Below are 19,514 nucleotides of genomic sequence, written 5' to 3'. Positions count from 1 at the left end.
TATACTAAGAATTGCTGATTCACAAGCGATCATTGATCACTATAAACGACCTCAAAGGAGATGGATATTCAGATGTTGCGTCAATCACGTAAAAATGTAGCCTTTTTGCTTATCTTCACAGCGCTATTTTTGATTATTGCAGGCTGTGGTAACAATGGAACAAGCAGTTCCAGCACCGGACAAACAGGCACTTCAGGTACAACGACTGAAAGCACCTCAACAAGTACCTCAACTGACCAATCTGGTTCTACAACCGAATCAACAGGTACCGACAGCTCAGCAACAACAGGCACAACCGAAGAAGCTTCAGCGACAGACAATTCTGCTGATTTCAAACAAGCCAATGACCCTATCGTCACGATAGAAATGGAAAATGGTAAAAAGATTGAAATTGAATTGTTCCCTAAAGCTGCTCCAAATACAGTGAATAACTTTATTGCTTTGGTGAAATCAGGATTCTATGACGGTTTAACTTTCCACCGCGTCATTCCTGAATTTATGATTCAAGGTGGCGATCCTGATGGTGCAGGTACAGGTGGACCTGGCTACAGCATTGCAGGTGAATTCAAGTCCAACAATGTGCAAAATGATCTAAAACATACACGTGGTGTACTTTCAATGGCACGCGCTGCTGATCCTAATTCCGGCGGTTCCCAATTCTTTATTATGGTAGCTGACTCTCCTCAATTGGATGGAGAATATGCGGCATTTGGTAAAGTGACTAGCGGTATGGATGCTGTCGATGAGATTGTTAATCTTCCAAGAGATGGACAAGACAAGCCTAATACTCCTGCTGTTATGAAAAAGGTAACTGTAGATACTAAAGGGGTTACTTACCCTGAGCCTGAGAAAGTAAAATAAGATGTATTCCAAGCCATTATCTCTGATGTAGATAATGGCTTTTTTGTTGTGAAGTTAGTTACCTATTCACAAGTAACTTTAAGCAACCGATAAACATTGTGTACAATCTTTTTATACAGTACATGTGTAAGTCTATCTACTCTCATATTTAATCAGGCAAATTTACTGAAAAGTAAAGACGCAAAGCCAAAGGGTCTAACACATGAATTGTAGGGCATGTCATGACAGCCGGTTACCGAGGAATACCTGATGCGGTATGAATCGAAGGAGTCCGATTCATCATGAATACGATGATGTCTTTTTGTTATAAAATAGGTCTATTGAGTGTAATGATTTGTCTTTTGCTAGGAGTTAGCAATATGAAATCGATTCATGCGCAATCAATTCAAAAAGCAACATGGTTGTGGAATACAACGCTTATCGTAGATTCTACAGCAGATATTTTACAGTTTGCCGCTTCACAACAGATTAATATGATCTACCTGCAAATCAATAGAGATCTGGATATTTCGCAGTATCAACGTTTTATCACAGCCGCTTCTGCACAGCATATTACCGTTGAAGCTTTGGATGGTGCGCCTTCCTGGGCATTGGATCAGGATCGCCACAAGTTGCAAGATACGTTGCAATGGATTACTTCGTATCAACAAGCCTCTTCGGCTACAGAGCAATTTAATGGGATTCATATCGATATCGAGCCTTATTTGCTTCCAAATTGGACAACAGAACAATCGACTATCATTGCACAATGGCAATGTAGTGTACAGATGATTACAACCACTGCTCAAGCGCTTCATCTATCCGCTAGTGCAGATATTCCTTTCTGGTTGTACACATTAAATACGCCTGATGATCATTCTACACTCAGTCAATGGATGATCGATCAATATGATTCATTAACAGTAATGGCATATCGAGATTCAGGAGCAGCTATCTATGATGTAGCTCAAGCCCAATTAAGTGAAGCCGATCATGCAGGTAAAGATATGTATATCGGTGTGGAAACAAATCCATCTGCTGAAGGCGATCATATTAGCTTTTATGGCAAAGGAGCAGATGCACTGACTACAGCGTTGAGTCAGGTGACTACACAAGCATCTACTCATTCTTCTTTTGCTGGAATCGCTGTGCATGATTATGTAGGCTGGGGCAAAATACTACAGCATTAATATCGCGAGTAAGAAAGTGATCTCAAATGACTTTCTTACTTAGCGGTATACATACAAAAAATCACTCAACGATCATCTCTCTTCTCCCATAATAAAACTTCCTTATTCAAGTTCCTGTATCTTATAACTATTGATAAAGTCTCTTAGAGATTTAACCTAATTGCTGATATAATTGAATGAATACATATTTTCAGCAAAGGGGCTCAATTCAAATGGAATCTTCACGAAATATCACCTGGCAGTCTTCCAATATCACACGCAAAGAGCGTGAGCAACGATACGGACAACGCAGTGTAGTTATCTGGTTAACAGGGCTTTCCGGTTCAGGGAAATCTACACTCGCATTTGCGCTGGAAAAAGAATTATTTGCACGTGAACGTGCTTGTTATGTACTTGATGGAGATAATATTCGTCATGGACTCAATCGTGATCTCGGATTTTCAGAGGAAGATCGCAAAGAAAATCTGCGTCGTATCGGAGAAGTTGCCAAATTATTTATCGATGCAGGCACGATAGTGATTGCTGCTTTTATTTCTCCTCATGCTCAAGATCGGCAAATGGTGCGTGACTTATTTGATGAAGGCGATTTTATTGAAGTGTATATTGATTGTTCCCTTTCTGCTTGTGAAGAGCGTGATCCTAAAGGATTATACAAAAAAGCTCGTGCAGGTCAGATTCCGAACTTCACAGGGGTTAGTGCTCCTTATGAAGCTCCTCAACAACCTGAATTAACGCTAGATACGGAACACCAGTCTGTAGAACAATGTGTTGCTAAAGTAATGACTAAATTAGATCAACGGACACTTTAAATAGTTCAAAAGAAAAACGGCTGTACAGTGACTTAGCCTCTACTTTTCCAGTGTTGGAATAGTGAGTATTAAGCGTTCTGTAGAGCCGTTTGTTTGGTTAATAATTGATGGAATGTGCCTTTGGTTTCGCGAGATAGCGCTCCAAATTCACCTTGTTGCACGATCTGTCCTTGATCCAATACGACTACTTGATCAGCATCACGAATCGTAGATAAACGGTGAGCAATCACGATCAAAGTCATTTTACCTTTGAGCTTCTCGATCGCTGCTTGAATCTTCGCTTCATTCTCACTATCCAGTGAACTGGTTGCTTCATCCAGTATCAGTACTTCCGGTTGACGCAGAATTGCTCGTGCCAATACAATCCGTTGACGTTCTCCGCCAGATAGACGCACACCACGATCACCGATTACAGTATCTAATCCTTCAGGCAATTTGCGGACAAAATCTTCACATGCTGCAAAAGATAAGGCTTCCCATAACTGCTCTTCTTTCGCACGTGGATCAACCAATAACAGATTTTCACGAATACTGCTATGGAATAAGAAAGGCTCTTGCGAAACATACCCGATCGAATTACGCCATGTCTGCAAACGTTCACCGGTTAATGTCTCTCCATCTACAGTGACTTTACCTTCTTGCGGTTCCATCAGTCCCATTAATAGATCAATCAGCGTACTTTTGCCTGCTCCTGAACGTCCTACAATCGCTGTCATTTTACCGATAGGAATAAATAGATTGATATTGTTCAGCGCATTACCTTGATCTTCCAGATAGCGGAAAGATACATTTTCACAGCTAAGTCCCATGGTCATATGAACTGTTTTTACTTGACCGGGTGCTACTGCTTTGTAAGATTCTTCTGCTTGATCGCATTCTTCTTGTAGTGCTGTTACCGCATGAAAAGCAGGAACAAGCGCACCAATATACTCTAGTGAAGATTGAATACCGCCAAATCTAGGCCATAAGCGAGCAAAAATCAAAATAATCAATATAGAACGCTCTGGTTGTAATTTGAACACTTGAGCTGACAAGACGACAAACATAATAATAAATACAACCGAAATAATTTTATAAATAAATTGAGTTCCCGAATTCAAACGAACCAATTGAATCGCATTTTTTTCTAACTTGCCACACATACTTCTAAACCATTCAAAATGTGAAGCTTCTAACATATTGCTTTTGATATCTTTGATTCCACTTAAATGTTCTTGCATCCCCGAAAAATACTCTTGTGATAAAAAGGTAGTTCGATCCCCCATCTGTTTGGCACGTCGTACAAATTTACGTGAGTACAGCGTTAACAACACCCCACCGACAATCACTAATAAAGTCATTTGCACCGATAATACCATCGCAAATGCGATTTGGATCACCATAAAAATAAAGGATGTAGATAATTGCATCACTAGATTGGTTCCTTGACTCACACGCGCTAATTCTGAAGTAAGTACATGACTCAAATCCGATTTGCGTTTACGTAAAAAGAAGGTCCAATTCGCACGCAAAATCGAACGATACGTACGAATTCTCAAATTATTAACAAATCCTTGCTGAATCTCTGTTCCCATTACAGCCTGTTTTCGCTGGATCAATCCCTGTACAATCATTAATACACTGTACATGCCAAGTACGACAAATAATGTCATACTCGCTGGAATACGCTGCAACGGCTCAAATAACCAAGCCATAGGCATTGAACCCTGTGTTCCAAATAACCCAACTAGACTAAGCAACGGAACAAGTAAATAAATACTTAATCCATCCAGACAGCTAATCATCAACATCAGGAATACGTAGATATAAAGGCGCTTGCCCGCGAAGTCATGCAGTTGTCGCATATAAGCGCTGATAGCATTCACTGACCCACCTCCCGTTCTAAAGCAGCCCGCCTTTGAATACGACGATGTAATAATAAAAATGGATGTAAAGGATAATAGAGAAAGCGTAGCGATTTAGGTAACGGAAGCGTCTGTGTATCCCATGTATCCGGCACCATTTTCCGAGCTAAAAAAATCGCCTTCTGTCCAGGTGTTCGTAAAGAAAAAAGATAATTACGATAAATCTGAGCCAGTATTTCACTTTCCGGTTCAGGGCATAAGCTAACTTGTTCACGAATAAAAATCAGGACACGACGCGCCAGATCCTGTGGACGATCTGTACTCATCAACAAAGCCATTTCCCGAGAAATCGGTGTATTAAGCATAGCAGCAGACAAAATTAATGCCTGACCGACTAAATGTGTGCATTTGTAACGACGTAGTAAAGCGGTTAACTTGTCCCAGTCGAGCTCCATACGTGCAAGGCGATCAATATCCGCTAACCAGCGCAAACGAAACCATGCATGCCGAGCTCCATGTGCTGTAAGATAAAACATCAAATCTTCTTTGCCCAACATATACACATTGGTTCCTGCAAATTCTAATGTCTGACGACGACTCCATAATTCATAAAAACTAGGTTCCGCGCCTGCATCTCCATTCAAACGCCAGTGTAATTCAATTTCTATTCCTGTAGTCGCATGAGTAAATGATTCATGATTTTGACGCCATTTCCAATCGCTTACGATTCGAGAGACTTCTTGTGTTTTGATATATCCTAACTGCTCTAATACTTGTTCTGCTTGTTCAATCTGATCGGGATGAACCAAAATATCCAAATCTTTAGAAGTACGGCGTGACAGACTTCCATAAAGAAATTCTGCTAATGCCGGGCCTTTTAATTGCAAAGCATAGATGCCTTGTTGATCCAAAGCTTCACTAACCTGCGCCATTTTACCGCTTAATTGCAGCATAATCAGTGCATTGCGACTATAATCAACACTAAGCTGTTGTACCATCCCTTTTGGTGCTTGAGACAAAGGCTCTGCGCTAAATTGTTCATGAATAGTAGGATACACCCGATGATGCCTAGTTAGTGAATAAAATTGTTGCCAGTTAATTCGATGATTCGACCAATCGATCGCAGATGGAGTATCTGTATCTACTGCCATCAGTTCAAGTAAACATTTTAATTCCACAGGAAAATCCTGCACGTCTAAATCCCAATCTATATTCATACCGAACTCCTTTGGATATAAACTGATGTTGATCATGTGTTCAGTTTATAGCGTTCATTCAGTGATTTTCAGATCCATTAAAGTATATACATGTTACTCTAGTATTAACCGAGTGGAATAGTATACTTTGTATTCATGCTAGTTTTTAGCAAATTTCCCCACTACCGTATACTGTTCAATTTCTTCTGCTCCTGTAACATAAAAAGCACCACTTCTAACCCACGCATGTGCAGCTACTTTACCCGCCCGATTGCGACGCATCCCCAGATATAAAGTGCTTGGCACTTTACGCCTTGCTAACATTTTCATGGCTGCCATTCCCATCACCATACATTCCGTTTCCCAGAAGACATGCCCGCTTACACGATGCAATGCTCTTGAGACCTGTACCCCTTGCCATTTCTGATCTCTGTTTAGATCATATGAAGTCTCTTCCATATAAGAACCTAGCGTCGGAGATACTTTGGCAAAAGGTAACATTTTCAAAAAGCGAGCCCACGCTAAATATACTAACGCTTCTAGCATTAATTTACGCATAGGCATCGGGGTACTACGGAATTTGGCGATCTTAGTCCACACGAAGCCCATCCTGTTCAGGAGCCACTTCAATTAGACCTTCTTTAAACATTTGTCCGGCAAATTCACTAACTTGCTCCAGACACATTTCATACGATACATCGTATTCAGCTACTAACGTATTGACAATATTTTGCACAGATACAGGAGAAGAACTAAGCTCCCAGATTCGTCCACCGACCATACCCAAATTATAGTATTTGCCAGATTCTACGTTCATCATTACCGTTTCGCCATTCATATCACTAGCAATATATTGTTTATTTTGTTCAATGACCTGATCGGGTCCGATTAAGCTTGTATTCATTCACATTCTCTCCTTTGATCTGATTTTCAGTTGAAATGTTTTGTGGAATAGATCGTATCCTCTTGCATTTCTTCTTGTTGTACTTTTCTCATAATCTGATTCATTAATTCTGGCGCTGTAAACCCAGAAGTCGGACGTAAAATTTGTAAAGCAAATAACTCTCCTGCTAAAGCGGCTGCACTTGAGAAATGCCATTGTTTGAGCCCTAATCTTGGAATCAAAGCACCACGATACGTGTGTAGCATCATCGCATGTAATCTTTCCAAACGATTCATTGCACGCATAACTACATATTCGCTATCCATTTTGACCAGTTCAAATACGCCTGCTAAAGGAACCGTCTGATTGCGAAATTGCTTGGTAACAGGAATAGCAAATTTGCTGACTTCATCATGAAGAGGTTTGAACTGCTCTTCTGACATTCCAAACAGGTCTAAACTTTCTTTCCATAACTTTTGCTGTGGATAAGCAGGATGGACAACAGGCTCCCCATTTTCATAGCTTACAGCGATAACATCATCACTTAGTAATTCAAATCCAGATTGTACAAAAGTAGAGGCAAGTGTAGATTTACCTGCACCTGATTCTCCGACAAACGCATATGCTTTATTATTAATTACGACTGCACTTCCATGTAAAGGCAAAATTCCACGTTGTAACAACAATACGCCCATGCAAGTTCCCAACACATATAGACGAATTTTGTCTATATTCGCATCGTGCAACGGATGGATCATAATCCGTTTGCCTTCTTGAATACAAAACAAAGCGGTATCTGGAATTTCAAACACAAATCCAATAGATTGCATCGTAAAATTATTTTCGCGTGTATTAACAACAGATCTCCATTCAGATAAATCCTGAAATTCGATTTTCACATCAGCTTCTTCAATATCTTGGCGTTGCAACAATTCCGACAACAATATCTCACTTTCAAAACGTAACCCAAATGCTTGATAAATCGTCTTATGCATAGTTTTATTTACGGTAAAAATGGTCATTACCTCCCATAGAGCCTATGACTCTGCTTTCTCCGAATATTATTCAAAGGATTGCTTTATTAAAACAGAAAGTCCCTATACTAACTCGTATAAGGACTTTCTGAACAACTGCGTGCTTTTCTATCCCAGTGCTGCTTACAATATTCAGCTAGGGTTATATAGATCAGCGTCTTGCTCAGATACCCAGTCAATTTGCTTGTAACCAATACCTGCCATTGTTTCGTTGACATCCAAAACTTCTAGTGTTGGAGCTTGCCATTGCAATTTTTGTTCTTTCATTATAGTAACCTCCTTATAGTAGAATAGTGGATCGTTATGTTAAATGCTCAGCTAGGATTGAACAAATCAGCATCATGTTCAGACACCCAGTCAATTTGTCTCCAGCCAATACCTGACATTGTTTCATTCACGTCTAGAACTTCCAATACCGGAGCTTGCCATTGCATTTTCTCTTGATTCATTAATATAACCTCCTTTGAATGTTAAAATCTTTTTAAAAAATGCCTCAGCTAGGATTGTACAAATCAGCATCCTGTTCAGATACCCAGTCAATTTGTTTCCAACCAATACCTGCCATTGTTTCATTGACATCTAAAACTTCCAATGTTGGAGCCTGCCATTGCATTTTTTCTTGGTTCATGTTTTCACCTCCTCATTAAAGTAGTATTCGTTGCTATGCTAAGTTGCGGATGAAGCGCCCTACAATCAAGCTTCTCATCAACAAACGTGTAGCCGGATGGGCTGCTGCGTCGGCGTGAGGATGTTCGCCTACTTTTTCTAAAGCTTTCATAATCGTAGTCGTATTCATCCAATGTGCTACTGCTGGATCTTTGCACAAATCTCGAAGTTCATCTGTAAATGAAGACCATTTCGGTTGCATCCGTTGTACCCAATCTGCTGGTTGCATCCCTCTAACTTTTTGATTCAATCTCACCTGATCTGGTAAATCACCTGCGGTAGCACGTCTAATCAAAGCACGATCCATTCCGTCTTGTACATATTGTCCTACCGGAATCGAAAGGCAGAATCGCACTACACGTGCATCACTTGTTGGATCACGTTCCCAGACACCGTAATGCTCCGAGATTTTGGAGGTCATCGCTCCGTTTTTATTCGCAATCGCTAAATTTTTAAACTTTTCCAGACGAATATCAAATGCATTCTGAACTTCGCGACCTACTAACCATTCTTCTTGCTGTTGTACACGTTCCGTCATCCCTGTCTGACGTGCCATATCGGCATTGATCCAGACTAATGGATTTGGACGATCTTTCGATGCAGCAGCCTGATTCCATTTCGGGAAAGCTTTGCTATGAATAATCAGTAATAACCGAGAACGCCCTACACCTGTTTTGTGACCATACAATTTTAGTTCACGATATAATTTAGTCCATTGGAACTTTTTGAGAAGCACTGCATAATAATCTAATGCAGGTCCCCATGAGATGGTAAAATTACCTCTAGCTCCTGTTAGCAAAACACCTGCACCTTGTTGTTGAGCTTGTTCAAATATCCCTCTAATCCAAAATGAATTTTCAAAATATTTGTATGGCATTTCCAAAAAGTCTAACCATGAATCTACTTCTGTCAAAGGATTACGATCGGCAAAATCAAGATAATTCCCTTGAACATTACCAATATACTTTAACGTTTCCTCGATATATGGACGCTCATCAGGCACTAAGGTTGCGGATGTCCAATCATCAAAGCCGGCAATCGGTACATAACTATAGGTCTGTAAAGACTTGCCCTGCTCTGCCAAAATTTTGGATGCGTAACTAACAACAGCGCCGGAATCCAGTCCACCACTTAACGTTGATGCTACTCCTAGCCGGGTTCGCACTTTAGATTTTACGGCTTGAGTAAAAACATCACGAAAAGCTTCTTCATATTCTCCGTTCGAACGAAGTCGAAGCGGTTCTTCTGGCAATAACGTACCATACTGGAATATATGACTATGCTGCTCTGTGAGGATAATAGCGTGTGCAGGAGGCAACTGTAGAATATCTTCATATACGGTACCTTTAATATCCAAAGATTCTGTCATACCAGCCATAGTCAGAAATTCGGCCATCCAGGGAGTACTCATTTTTTTCTGAATATCACCTGTCTGAAATAAAGGCTCCATCAATGTCGAAAATGCAAATTGAGAAGAGGTGTGATAATAGTAAAGGGTTCGATTGCCTGACCAGTCTCGTGCACCATAAAGCTGATGCTTTTTCGTATCCCAGATCATAAAAGCAAAATCACCAATTAAATATTTGGGAGTATATTCTCCCCACTTTTGATACGCTTTTAAAATCAGTAAGACATCTGACAGTTGACTACCTTCAGCGCGGTTAATCCCGAGCGCTTCAAATAGTTCTTCTCGATTATCGATAATCGCATCTGCTGTAATCACAAGACCACTGATCGAATCGTGATAAGGAACGACTTGATTGACTGATTCCTCGGTAATCCAACGATCATGACAGCCTACAAACATATCTTCATCTTGCCATACAGCAGAAGCATCCGAAGGATAATGTCGCATCTTTTTCATTAATCGTTGACCTTGAAGTGCGAGTGTTTCCGAGCTTTGACGTTGAAAATTCCAAATCCCTACAATCGTACTCATTTTTCGACGCCTTTACGAACAAGATAAGCATTAAATACGCGCCCGAGTGAACGGTTAAACGGAATCAATGATTTAATTTTGTTCATTTTTTGCTTCATATCTTTTACTTCTTTACGTAGACGTTCACTTTCTTGATGGAGACGATCACGTTCAATATAATGTTGCTCCATTCGTTTTTCCAAAGAACGTAATGTCATTCGCATACGTAGCAATTCATCTGCTTCGGCTTTTTCTTTTGATTCTTGAGACAGCGCACTTGCAACTTCTGGTGAAGTTTCAGGTAGAACAGCCGATTGCATCTTATACTCCGGTTCCCAGCGACAGCCGGTAGCCTCGGCGAACTGCTTCGTTTTGGCTTCAATCCACTTCATGTCTGGCTCCTCCTCAAACACAACGCCTGTTAGACGCTGTGCCTCTTCAAGCTCTGCTCCATATCCTAGCTCGCGGAATAGTCTCGCACCTAGTATACGGCAGTAAGCTTCGATTTCCCGATGGTCTAGCATGGTACGCCAGTTACCGATAGACTTCATATGTGGTGTACGGTGTTCACTGAGATATGGATCACCTACACCCATGCTATAGAACAGTTCCGACTTGGCAGAATCCATATAATCTCCATACTTTTCGATTCCTTCTTCGTACGAAATATCTAGAAATTCACATACCTTCTGCATCTGTTCTTCTGGATGTGCAGCCATTTGTTCATACTTCAACCAGAAAGCATTGTTGTTGCTTTGTGAAAAATATTGATGATAACGGAATAATCCGACAGTGATATCGACCATCTTCATATTCAACGACGGGTCATTTAGCTGATCTGCCAAATTAAAATTCGGTGCAGATCGCTGATTTACTTTTTTATAAGAAGCCGCTACATCCAGTGGATTACGAAATAATCCGATCCGCTTGGATTGCGGGAATACACGATCCAAAAATTCAAGAAGATAATAGTAGCGTGGTGATTTGTCTACAACCATATCTGCTTCACTTGTAGATAATAATCCATTATAGACATTCATTCCAAAGCTACGACATGCCTCATCATATACACTTTCAGGCAGAACACCATCAAAGAATTGATTTAGAATAGCTGTTCCACCGTATGCACGCTTCTCTGGCTTCTTCAAATCATATAGACTCATAAGAAACCACATTTCTTGTGCCGCATAAATGCGTGTGTGATTTTGTAGCATCACGGTTGCGAGCGAGCTACCACTACGTGGCACACAGAGAAGAAAGATGAGTTTGTTACCATTTCTTTCAATCATCCGGTTTCCCCTGCCTTCCAAACCTCTTTCATAACATGTACCCAAAAGTTATTCGTTTTGAATAACATTAATCAGCTAAGTACATTATATATTTAAAAAGCAGAATTTACATGATAAATTTTCCAATTATGAAAAAAAGTTTAGATAATTAGCTAATATCAAATAGTGTTGGTACGATCATGTTTTGACTGATTCTCAATTTATATTTTTTTAATTATAACTATAATTTATTCCCAAAACCTTATAACCACGCGAAAAAATCTGCATTCTCACTTTTAGCGTGAATGCAGATTTTTTCTTTTTTTTCTAAAATTAAATTGGTAAAAAAATTCAAAAATAATATATTACATTTTGGTTACAAAACCTATTTTTCTGTTACCATTTAGTATATTTATACCATTAAAAGAACATATATTCCCATTTTATAGCATTTTTAATTTTAATTAGTATCATTTATTTTCTGCAATATGCGACTTAATGCGACAATACTCTCAACTCGTGTAAGCTTTTCCTTTGGTTGGAATTGTTTTAAAGCATTTCCTTCTAATATTCCGGTAGCACTCACATATTGAATCGCAGAACGCGACCATGAAGAAGCTTGCTTCGCATCGCTAAACAAAATCGTAGGTTCAGAAGTCGCTGTAGCCTGATTCTGATCAATTAATGATAACGTCCGCTGCAAAATCACTGCTAACTCTTCACGTGTAACTGCCGCTTGCGGACGGAACGTACCATTAACATCTCCCACCATCAATCCTGCTTCGACAGCGGTACGTACTGAATTGTTATACCATGCTGTAGCTTTCACATCAGCAAATGAAAAAGCTAAGTCTGATGGTGAACGTTCTGCCAAACCTAATGTTCTGGTTAATAAAGTAGCCAGTTCTGCACGGGTAATCGTACGAGCAGGTTCAAATCGATTTTGACCTGTACCTGTGACAATCATCCGATCAGCAAACTGTTGAATATCTGCTTGTCCCCAGTGACCCAATATATCGGTTAATAACGGCTCATTGCGATCCAATACCAGATACGTACTATTGCTACGACTATAGATCATAACCGCTCCGTTAGAAATAGTAAAAGGAACAGGGGTATACGAAATATTGCCATTACTGTCTGGCTCGGCACGAACTACTGCTAGACGATCTGTTGGATTTGTATTTGGACTGATCACCGAACGTTTAACATATTGATCAAAATACGGAATAGAACGCTTCTGATTCTGATCATCTAACATGTACCAGTCAAAATCGACAGCTGTACGTACATCATAACCTGCTTGCTTGGCTTGAGTGATCGCCGCTGGAGCACTGGCTAGATCAAGAACGAGCTTTTGATTAGAAGATAAGGTCTCTTTTTGGATTGTAGAGACAGGCAGTTCATAAGTGCCTATAGGCGTAGATACGATCAGACGATCTATCGCTGTTTGTCCGGTGAACGATTGTTGTACCGAAGCATCCCATTGCAGTTGATATAGAGTAGCATCTGGAACTTCAGGTAAAGAAAGACGTAAAGTGTGTGCTCCTTCAGCACGAGCTATTATTTCTTGCAATATAGCTGGGGTTACTGTGCTAGACGCAATCACTGCATGATCAGAGTTACTATTGGATACAACAGGTAGTGTCCAGCTAGCTACTGTACCATTGCTAGATACTCCTTCATATACAGGTGCTGTCGGAAGTGCAGGCACAGATGAAGGATCTGTAGAAAGATTGGTTGTCGGGCTTGATCCACCGCCACCATTATTTCCGTTACCATTTTGTGAACCCGGTCTTGTTCCAGAATCATCGTCTGAATCTTTTTTGGCAAAATCAATTCTAGCTAACAATGGATCATGATCGCTCACTCGTCCATCTGCTTCCATAAAATCAGAATTGATATGCACAATATCCAATTGAGCCCGATTAGCGATATTGGCTGTCATCAGAATATGATCCAATGTCTGCGAATTTCCTTCATATACATAAGAGTAACGTTCATTAGCAGGCAATGTATCGACCAGATTGGTTAATTCTTGCCCTTTCAGAACATTGATCGTATTGGAAAATTGAAAATCGTTAAAATCTCCTAACAATACAACATTAGCCTGACTATTTTGAGATAATGTCTGTTTGACAAATTGATTCAACAATGTCGCTTGCTTCGCACGTTGAATTTCACTACTACGTACAGGTGGTTGAATACTACCATATAACGCCTGATCTCCACCTTTAGAGTTGAAATGATTGGCAATAACGATAACAGATTCTCCGTTAAATACAAATTGTGCCGCCAACGATTTGCGCGAATTTGCAAAAGCTTCTTCTGTCGGTGCGATTCGCCCCGGGTTGTAGGTCAGTCCATTCGCACCATACGTTGTTGCTGTTACTGAATCACCTGCGCCGTTGGTAGCTACAGGCAGACTCACACGTGCTGGATTATACAAAAATCCTACACGAATATTACCACCTGGTGCGCCTCCATCTTGCTGATCTTGTGGAGCGATACTGGCATATTGGTATGTCGGGCCACCTGCAAGCTGAATATCTTTAATTAATGCTGCAAAACTCTGACTTGCATCTGTTGTTCCATCGTTAGTCTCACCATTGTTATCCTGTACTTCCATCAATCCCAAAATATCAGGATTGCGAAGATGGTTCACTACATCGTCTGCAATGCGTGTTGTTTTTTCTTTATCTTTAGGATTATCCCAGAAGTTCTCTACATTAAAGGAAGCAATCGTTAATTGTTTACTTCCATTTTGCAGAGTGGATACTTCACGTTGTAACCCATGATCGATAATAGGTGGCAATGTTCCTTCAGGTAATATTTTAAAATTACTATAGCTGTAACTCATGATGCCATGTAGTGCTCCTGCAAATTGATCACCCGTACTTACAGTTTGGGTAGGCTTAGCACTAATTAATAACCTTTTAGCATTCCATTGATTATGATCGATAACAAGCCCTCCTGCCGGAGTGACCAGTGGAGAAGATTTCAGATCGACAGTGACCGGAATCTCATACGTGTATGGCCCGATAATAGAAGCATCATTTAACTGTATACGCATACCTTCCAGACTTTCATAAAAGTCGATACTATAACGATTCGCATCATATCCAGCTAATCCATCACTACTAGCAATCTGATCAGGAATAGCACGACCTTGTTCACCAATGATTGTTGGAGCCGGTAGTGGTTGATTCGATGCTTGTAGACGAATTGCTGAAGCGACAATTTCAGTCGTCGTCAGATCAGCCGCATCGGCATATCCTAATTCTTGATATTCTTTAATACTGCCATCGACACTTACTTTATCGCCTACTTTTAGACCATGCGCAGAACGATAGACTAATATACCTTCAGATGTGCCTTCATCACTATCGACTTGATCATCGGCTTCTTGCAGATAAAAACTTGTTTTGCCTTTGACCATGGTCACGATTCCTTCAACTTGTGCTACTTCTTTCCCTTCATAAGGAGAACGTTGAGCCGCGCCTTGAATATCATGAATACGTAACTGTAATGGAGGCTCGATAACAGGAGGTGTACCTCCTTCTATATCTTTGAGAGTACGTGGAATCAATTCAAACGTATTGTTATAACGAGACATAACTCCTGTGATATGAGTATACGTCTGACCTACTTCTAACCATGGATTAGAGGTATAAATAATAAACGTCCCTTTTGCATCTTTGACAGTGTAATTACTCCCGCTTTTGCTAACAACGGTCACGTTAGGTACACTGATCAATTGAGCTTCATATGTATTACCTGTTACAAAATCCGTACCATTTACTATCCGGGCAACCGGTAGCTGGATCGTAGAATTAGTAATATGGACTGCGCTTGCAGATGCTTCGATTTGTAAAAGCGCTTTGTACGCTGTTAATGTACCCTGAACTTCGACTTCTTGCCCTTCAATGCCCGATACATTTTGCCCGCGTATAACAATGCCTGCGCTTCCATCTTGAATATACAAATTGCTATATCCATTACCTGTATCTTCCCGATACGTAATCACTCCACGTGTAGAGACTGTACTGCTCAAAGACTGACTGCGTACATCGGTGATCGGCATCGTTGTATACACATCTTGACTGACATTCTGAACTATAGAACGGCTGGCTAGCGGAGAAGAGGTTACGTTGACGATGGAGTTGGATAAATGTTCACTAGTTTCGGCGGCTGAAGCAATCTGCTCATTAACCGGAAGTCCTGACCAGAGTGAAGTAACTAATACACTTGCAGAGATACCTATACTTATTTTCTTTTTCCAATAAGCCATACATTATATTCCCCATTTCATCAATAAAAGTCTATTCTTCATTTAAAGTATCATAAAATGGTAAAAATAAATCCATTTAAATGTAAAATAATCATATTTGTAATAATGATGTTCCCATTTGTATTGTGTTCGTTATTTTTATCTCTCTTTTTATTTGTAACCTTATGGAATATATAGTATATTTATCAAGAACATAACGATATCTATAGTTAAAATTAATATTTATAGGTATCAAAACTCTTTAAGGAGGAATACATGTGAAATCAAAACACAGTACACGTAAATGGAGTACAGCAAGTATGTTTATACTACTCGGTCTATTGGTGTTTGCTTTGCCTGCTTCAGCAGCATGGAACGATACATATAAAGGGTATGCCACTTACACAGGATCAGGATACTCGGGTGGAGCTGTTTTACTTGATCCTATTCCTGCTAATGCCAAAATTACAGCACTTAATCCGACACAGATGAATTACGGCGGTGTCAAAGCAGCACTTGCTGGCGCTTATCTGGAAGTGCAAGGCCCACTCGGCAAAACCACTGTCTATGTCACCGATCTTTATCCTGAAGGAGCTAACGGAGCATTGGATTTATCTCCAAATGCATTTGCAGCAATCGGAGATATGTCTAAAGGAAAAATTGATATTCAGTGGAAAGTAGTTAAAACGCCGATTACAGGTAACTTTAGCTACCGGATCAAAGAAGGAAGCAGTCAATGGTGGGCAGCTATTCAAGTTCGTAATCACAAATACCCTGTGATGAAATTTGAATATGAAAAAGCAGGTCAATGGATCAGCTTGCCCAAAACAGATTATAACCATTTTGTTGGTGAAAAAATGGGCAATCAACCTTTAAAAGTACGTATCACCGATATTCGCGGCAAAGTCGTAACCGATATCTTACAACCATTGCCTAGCGAAGCTACATCTAGCCCTTACATTGTAGCCGGCAACGTTCAATTCCCTGATTGATCATCTACAGCAAATAAGCGCTGTAGTGATATCCGGATATGGACATCATTACAGCGCTTATATTTATACACACTTCTGCTACATTTAAGGCAACAATGTTCCTCGTGCACTTACATATAACGTATACCATTCATCCCGCGTCATTAGACTGGCTTGACGCTCTGCATCTGCACAAGCTTTGATTCGCTCTGGATTGGATGTACCGATAATCGGTTGAATCATCGCCGGGTGATACATTAACCATCCCAGTACAATCGCTTCTGCTGTTGTTTCTTTATCAGCCGCCATTTGTTGTACCAGTTGAGCTGTTTTTTGAATATGTTCAGGTTCATCTTTGATATCTCGTCCAGAGAATTTACCTTGTGCCAGTGGACTCCATGCTTGCAGTTGAATATCTTCTGTACGACAATATTCCATCAACCCTTCAGCAAAATTCACTGCTGTGCCTGCTTGTTGGTTCACATGAACGACATGATCTACAAAATGCAGATGATTTAGACTCATTTCTAATTGATTGACCGCAAACGAATCTGGAATCGCTTGTTGTAAAAATTTGATCTGAGACGCGCTCATATTAGATACACCGAAATAACGTACTTTGCCTGACGATTTTAATCGGGCAAAAGCTTCTGCTACTTCTTCTGGTTCTACTAAAGGATCAGGACGATGCAACAACAAAACATCCAAATAATCGATTCCTAATCGCTCTAAATTACCATCTACAGAATCTAGAATATGTTCTTTTGAAAAGTTAAAGCGACCTGGTAGATCACCTTCACCTAATTGAATACCACATTTGGACTGAATCACAATCTGTTCCCGTAGATCCGGTCTAGCTTGCAATACACGTCCAAAAACCTGTTCTGCTTTTCCCCGGGTATAAATATCTGCATGATCAAACATCGTTATTCCGATCGACAATGCAGCTTCAACAGCAGCTTCTGCTTCTTTGACATGTTGCTCGGTAAAAGGTTCTGTATCCCAACCTCCACCAAACGGCATACATCCTAGTGCGAGTCGGCTATTTGAAATTCCGCGTTTAGCCAGTGGCATTACTTTAGTCATTGAATTACCCTCCTGTCGATGATAGCGCTTTTACCACATCTATACTCTCATACTTGTTAGGCTAAATACAATAGTGAACTCTTAGCATTCACAAGCTTTGGAACAAAAAAAGAAATGATTCTAAAAGCGAATCACTTCTTTTTATTTCAATCTATTTGATTTTGATCAATCACTTATTCTTTTAAAATAATTCAAATTCACTTACAGCCACTGTAGATGGGCCTGAATTACGATCAAAAATCAGTTTGTATGTTTTGTAAGCTTTAGTATTGTCGATTTCATAGACTTTTTTCTGACCAACTTCCCAACGATAAGAAGATTTCACATCATGCAATACTTCTTCCCACTGTTCACCATCGTTACTACCTACAAGTGTCCAGAACGCAGGAGCTGTTGCTTTGTTAGCCAATGTAATCGAATAACCTTTCACTACCTGTGGACTTTCAAAACGATATTGAAGCGAAGCATCCATAAAATTATCATCATCTGATTGCCAGTAGCTATCTGATGCTGTATTGTGATCAAATGCTTTCCATGCTGTATCTTCATTTGCAGAAGCAGATGCTCCACCAGACGAAGATGTCATTGCATTGGATAATGGAACAAGATTGGTATTATCTCCAAATTCATATAATTCCAATTCGCTAACGGCTACATGACCGCCGCCGTTATTCGAAGAAATAAACAAAGCATACGCTGTGTAAGCAGTATCATTTGCAATCGTATATGTTCTTTGCTCGCCTGACTTCCAATGAGTCTGATTGATCTGCTCATCGACTACCAACCAGTTTTTGCCGATCTTCCCTGCCAACTGCCATTTTTTTGGTGCTTCAGATGTATCATACGTATCTGCTTGCACTGTATATTGAGTAATTACTTTTTTCGTATTAAATTGATAAATCAGTTGATTAGAAGAACTTGCTGGAGCTTTCCATGAACTTTCTGGAGAGGAATTGTCGTCAAATGCTTTCCATGCTTCATGACCTGCTTCTTCCGCACTTGCACTTGCTGTTCCATTTGTTCCTGCATTTGAACTCAATACAGGTACTACATCATTGCTGTAATTCAAAGCATGTGCTGTTCCACCTTGATATACAGTCCCCATCAATAATGCACCAAGTAATACTGCACCCGTTTTTTTCAATGTAAGCAATCCCATTTGTCAATCTCCCCTTTAAAAATATTAGTCTTGCGTTGGGATGGCTAGATGTAGAAATAATCTATTTCGGAATACTGGTAGTACACAGAAGATAATCTGCGCCACTATAGAGTACAGTCGTTGTTTAGAATCTACTTCTTTGTTCCCCCAAAAATCATCAATGGACATCTAATTAAGTTACATATTCATAGATCGTTAATAACCGTTTTTCCAAACTTTGACACATTTATCATAAAAAAAGTTTTTATAGTAAAATTTTACTAGGTATAATTCATTAATATTGTGTATGTTTTAGACTTAAATTATAATTAACCCCCCTTTCGTACCTACAAAAATAAAGGCGTTACTAAATAGGACGTAGTACTTACGACGTCTAATAA

At 39.9% G+C, this 19,514-nt stretch carries 17 protein-coding genes and 1 riboswitch; of the genes, 4 read left to right on the top strand and 13 right to left on the bottom strand.

From position 1 onward, the window contains the following. The first annotated feature begins 72 nt into the window (after window positions 1-72). From QE450_RS01660 to cysC, 3 genes are all read left to right on the top strand, one after another. Window positions 73-861, top strand: coding sequence for a peptidylprolyl isomerase (locus tag QE450_RS01660; RefSeq protein WP_273615129.1), 789 nt, complete (start codon window positions 73-75; stop codon window positions 859-861). A 145-nt stretch (window positions 862-1,006) separates the two neighbouring features. Then, window positions 1,007-1,101: riboswitch (cyclic di-GMP riboswitch) on the top strand. Between the two features lie 119 nt (window positions 1,102-1,220). After that, window positions 1,221-2,030: a hypothetical protein gene (locus QE450_RS01655; RefSeq protein ID WP_307296298.1), complete on the top strand. Its 810-nt coding sequence runs from the start codon at window positions 1,221-1,223 to the stop codon at window positions 2,028-2,030. A 212-nt stretch (window positions 2,031-2,242) separates the two neighbouring features. After that, window positions 2,243-2,839: an adenylyl-sulfate kinase gene (gene cysC, locus QE450_RS01650; RefSeq protein ID WP_307296295.1), complete on the top strand. Its 597-nt coding sequence runs from the start codon at window positions 2,243-2,245 to the stop codon at window positions 2,837-2,839. Between the two features lie 68 nt (window positions 2,840-2,907). On the opposite strand, the gene QE450_RS01645 is transcribed toward cysC, so the two are convergent. From QE450_RS01645 to QE450_RS01595, 11 genes are all read right to left on the bottom strand, one after another. Further along, window positions 2,908-4,704: an ABC transporter ATP-binding protein gene (locus QE450_RS01645; protein ID WP_307296292.1), complete on the bottom strand. Its 1,797-nt coding sequence runs from the start codon at window positions 4,702-4,704 to the stop codon at window positions 2,908-2,910. Continuing rightward, a complete protein-coding gene (locus tag QE450_RS01640; RefSeq protein ID WP_273615125.1) occupies window positions 4,701-5,900 on the bottom strand; it encodes a nucleotidyltransferase domain-containing protein in 1,200 nt (399 codons plus the stop codon). Before QE450_RS01640 ends, QE450_RS01645 begins: the two co-directional genes overlap by 4 nt. Window positions 5,901-6,038: 138 nt before the next feature. After that, a complete protein-coding gene (locus tag QE450_RS01635; protein ID WP_307296289.1) occupies window positions 6,039-6,479 on the bottom strand; it encodes a lasso peptide biosynthesis B2 protein in 441 nt (146 codons plus the stop codon). Beyond that, window positions 6,469-6,783 carry a lasso peptide biosynthesis PqqD family chaperone gene (locus QE450_RS01630; protein ID WP_274170771.1) on the bottom strand — a complete coding sequence of 105 codons (315 nt, stop codon included), beginning with the start codon at window positions 6,781-6,783 and terminating at the stop codon, window positions 6,469-6,471. The genes QE450_RS01635 and QE450_RS01630 overlap by 11 nt, the downstream gene beginning before the upstream one ends. A 26-nt stretch (window positions 6,784-6,809) precedes the next feature. Continuing rightward, window positions 6,810-7,784, bottom strand: a complete 975-nt coding sequence (locus QE450_RS01625) for a phosphoenolpyruvate carboxykinase (ATP) (RefSeq protein ID WP_307296286.1) — start codon at window positions 7,782-7,784, stop codon at window positions 6,810-6,812. 144 nt (window positions 7,785-7,928) lie between these two features. Then, window positions 7,929-8,063 (bottom strand): paeninodin family lasso peptide, encoded by a 135-nt coding sequence (locus tag QE450_RS01620; RefSeq protein ID WP_204825395.1) that lies wholly within the window; start codon window positions 8,061-8,063, stop codon window positions 7,929-7,931. A gap of 47 nt (window positions 8,064-8,110) precedes the next feature. Beyond that, on the bottom strand, window positions 8,111-8,245 hold the full coding sequence (locus QE450_RS01615) for a paeninodin family lasso peptide (protein WP_274170773.1): 135 nt from the start codon (window positions 8,243-8,245) through the stop codon (window positions 8,111-8,113). Between the two features lie 44 nt (window positions 8,246-8,289). Continuing rightward, window positions 8,290-8,424: a paeninodin family lasso peptide gene (locus QE450_RS01610; protein ID WP_307296281.1), complete on the bottom strand. Its 135-nt coding sequence runs from the start codon at window positions 8,422-8,424 to the stop codon at window positions 8,290-8,292. 33 nt (window positions 8,425-8,457) lie between these two features. Further along, entirely contained in the window at window positions 8,458-10,401 is a 1,944-nt protein-coding gene (locus QE450_RS01605) for an asparagine synthase-related protein (protein ID WP_307296279.1), read from the bottom strand. After that, on the bottom strand, window positions 10,398-11,669 hold the full coding sequence (locus tag QE450_RS01600; protein WP_307296276.1) for a sulfotransferase family protein: 1,272 nt from the start codon (window positions 11,667-11,669) through the stop codon (window positions 10,398-10,400). Before QE450_RS01600 ends, QE450_RS01605 begins: the two co-directional genes overlap by 4 nt. Window positions 11,670-12,108: 439 nt before the next feature. Then, window positions 12,109-15,939, bottom strand: a complete 3,831-nt coding sequence (locus QE450_RS01595; RefSeq protein ID WP_307296273.1) for an S-layer homology domain-containing protein — start codon at window positions 15,937-15,939, stop codon at window positions 12,109-12,111. Between the two features lie 257 nt (window positions 15,940-16,196). Between QE450_RS01595 and exlX the strand changes: the two genes are divergently transcribed. Next, the gene (gene exlX, locus QE450_RS01590; RefSeq protein WP_373461899.1) at window positions 16,197-16,910 is read left to right on the top strand and encodes an expansin ExlX; all 714 of its coding nucleotides are present in this window, start codon (window positions 16,197-16,199) and stop codon (window positions 16,908-16,910) included. An 84-nt stretch (window positions 16,911-16,994) separates the two neighbouring features. Here exlX and QE450_RS01585 read toward each other — a convergent pair whose 3' ends face one another. Continuing rightward, window positions 16,995-17,975 (bottom strand): aldo/keto reductase, encoded by a 981-nt coding sequence (locus QE450_RS01585; RefSeq protein ID WP_274170778.1) that lies wholly within the window; start codon window positions 17,973-17,975, stop codon window positions 16,995-16,997. Between the two features lie 181 nt (window positions 17,976-18,156). Next, a complete protein-coding gene (locus QE450_RS01580) occupies window positions 18,157-19,134 on the bottom strand; it encodes a hypothetical protein (RefSeq protein WP_307296269.1) in 978 nt (325 codons plus the stop codon). Window positions 19,135-19,514: the final 380 nt, after the last annotated feature.

Source organism: Paenibacillus sp. SORGH_AS_0306, from assembly GCF_030819345.1.
Classification (GTDB): domain Bacteria; phylum Bacillota; class Bacilli; order Paenibacillales; family Paenibacillaceae; genus Saccharibacillus; species Saccharibacillus kyungheensis.
Note: the sequence above shows the minus strand (reverse complement) of the source record. Positions and strands in the feature narration are given on the sequence as shown.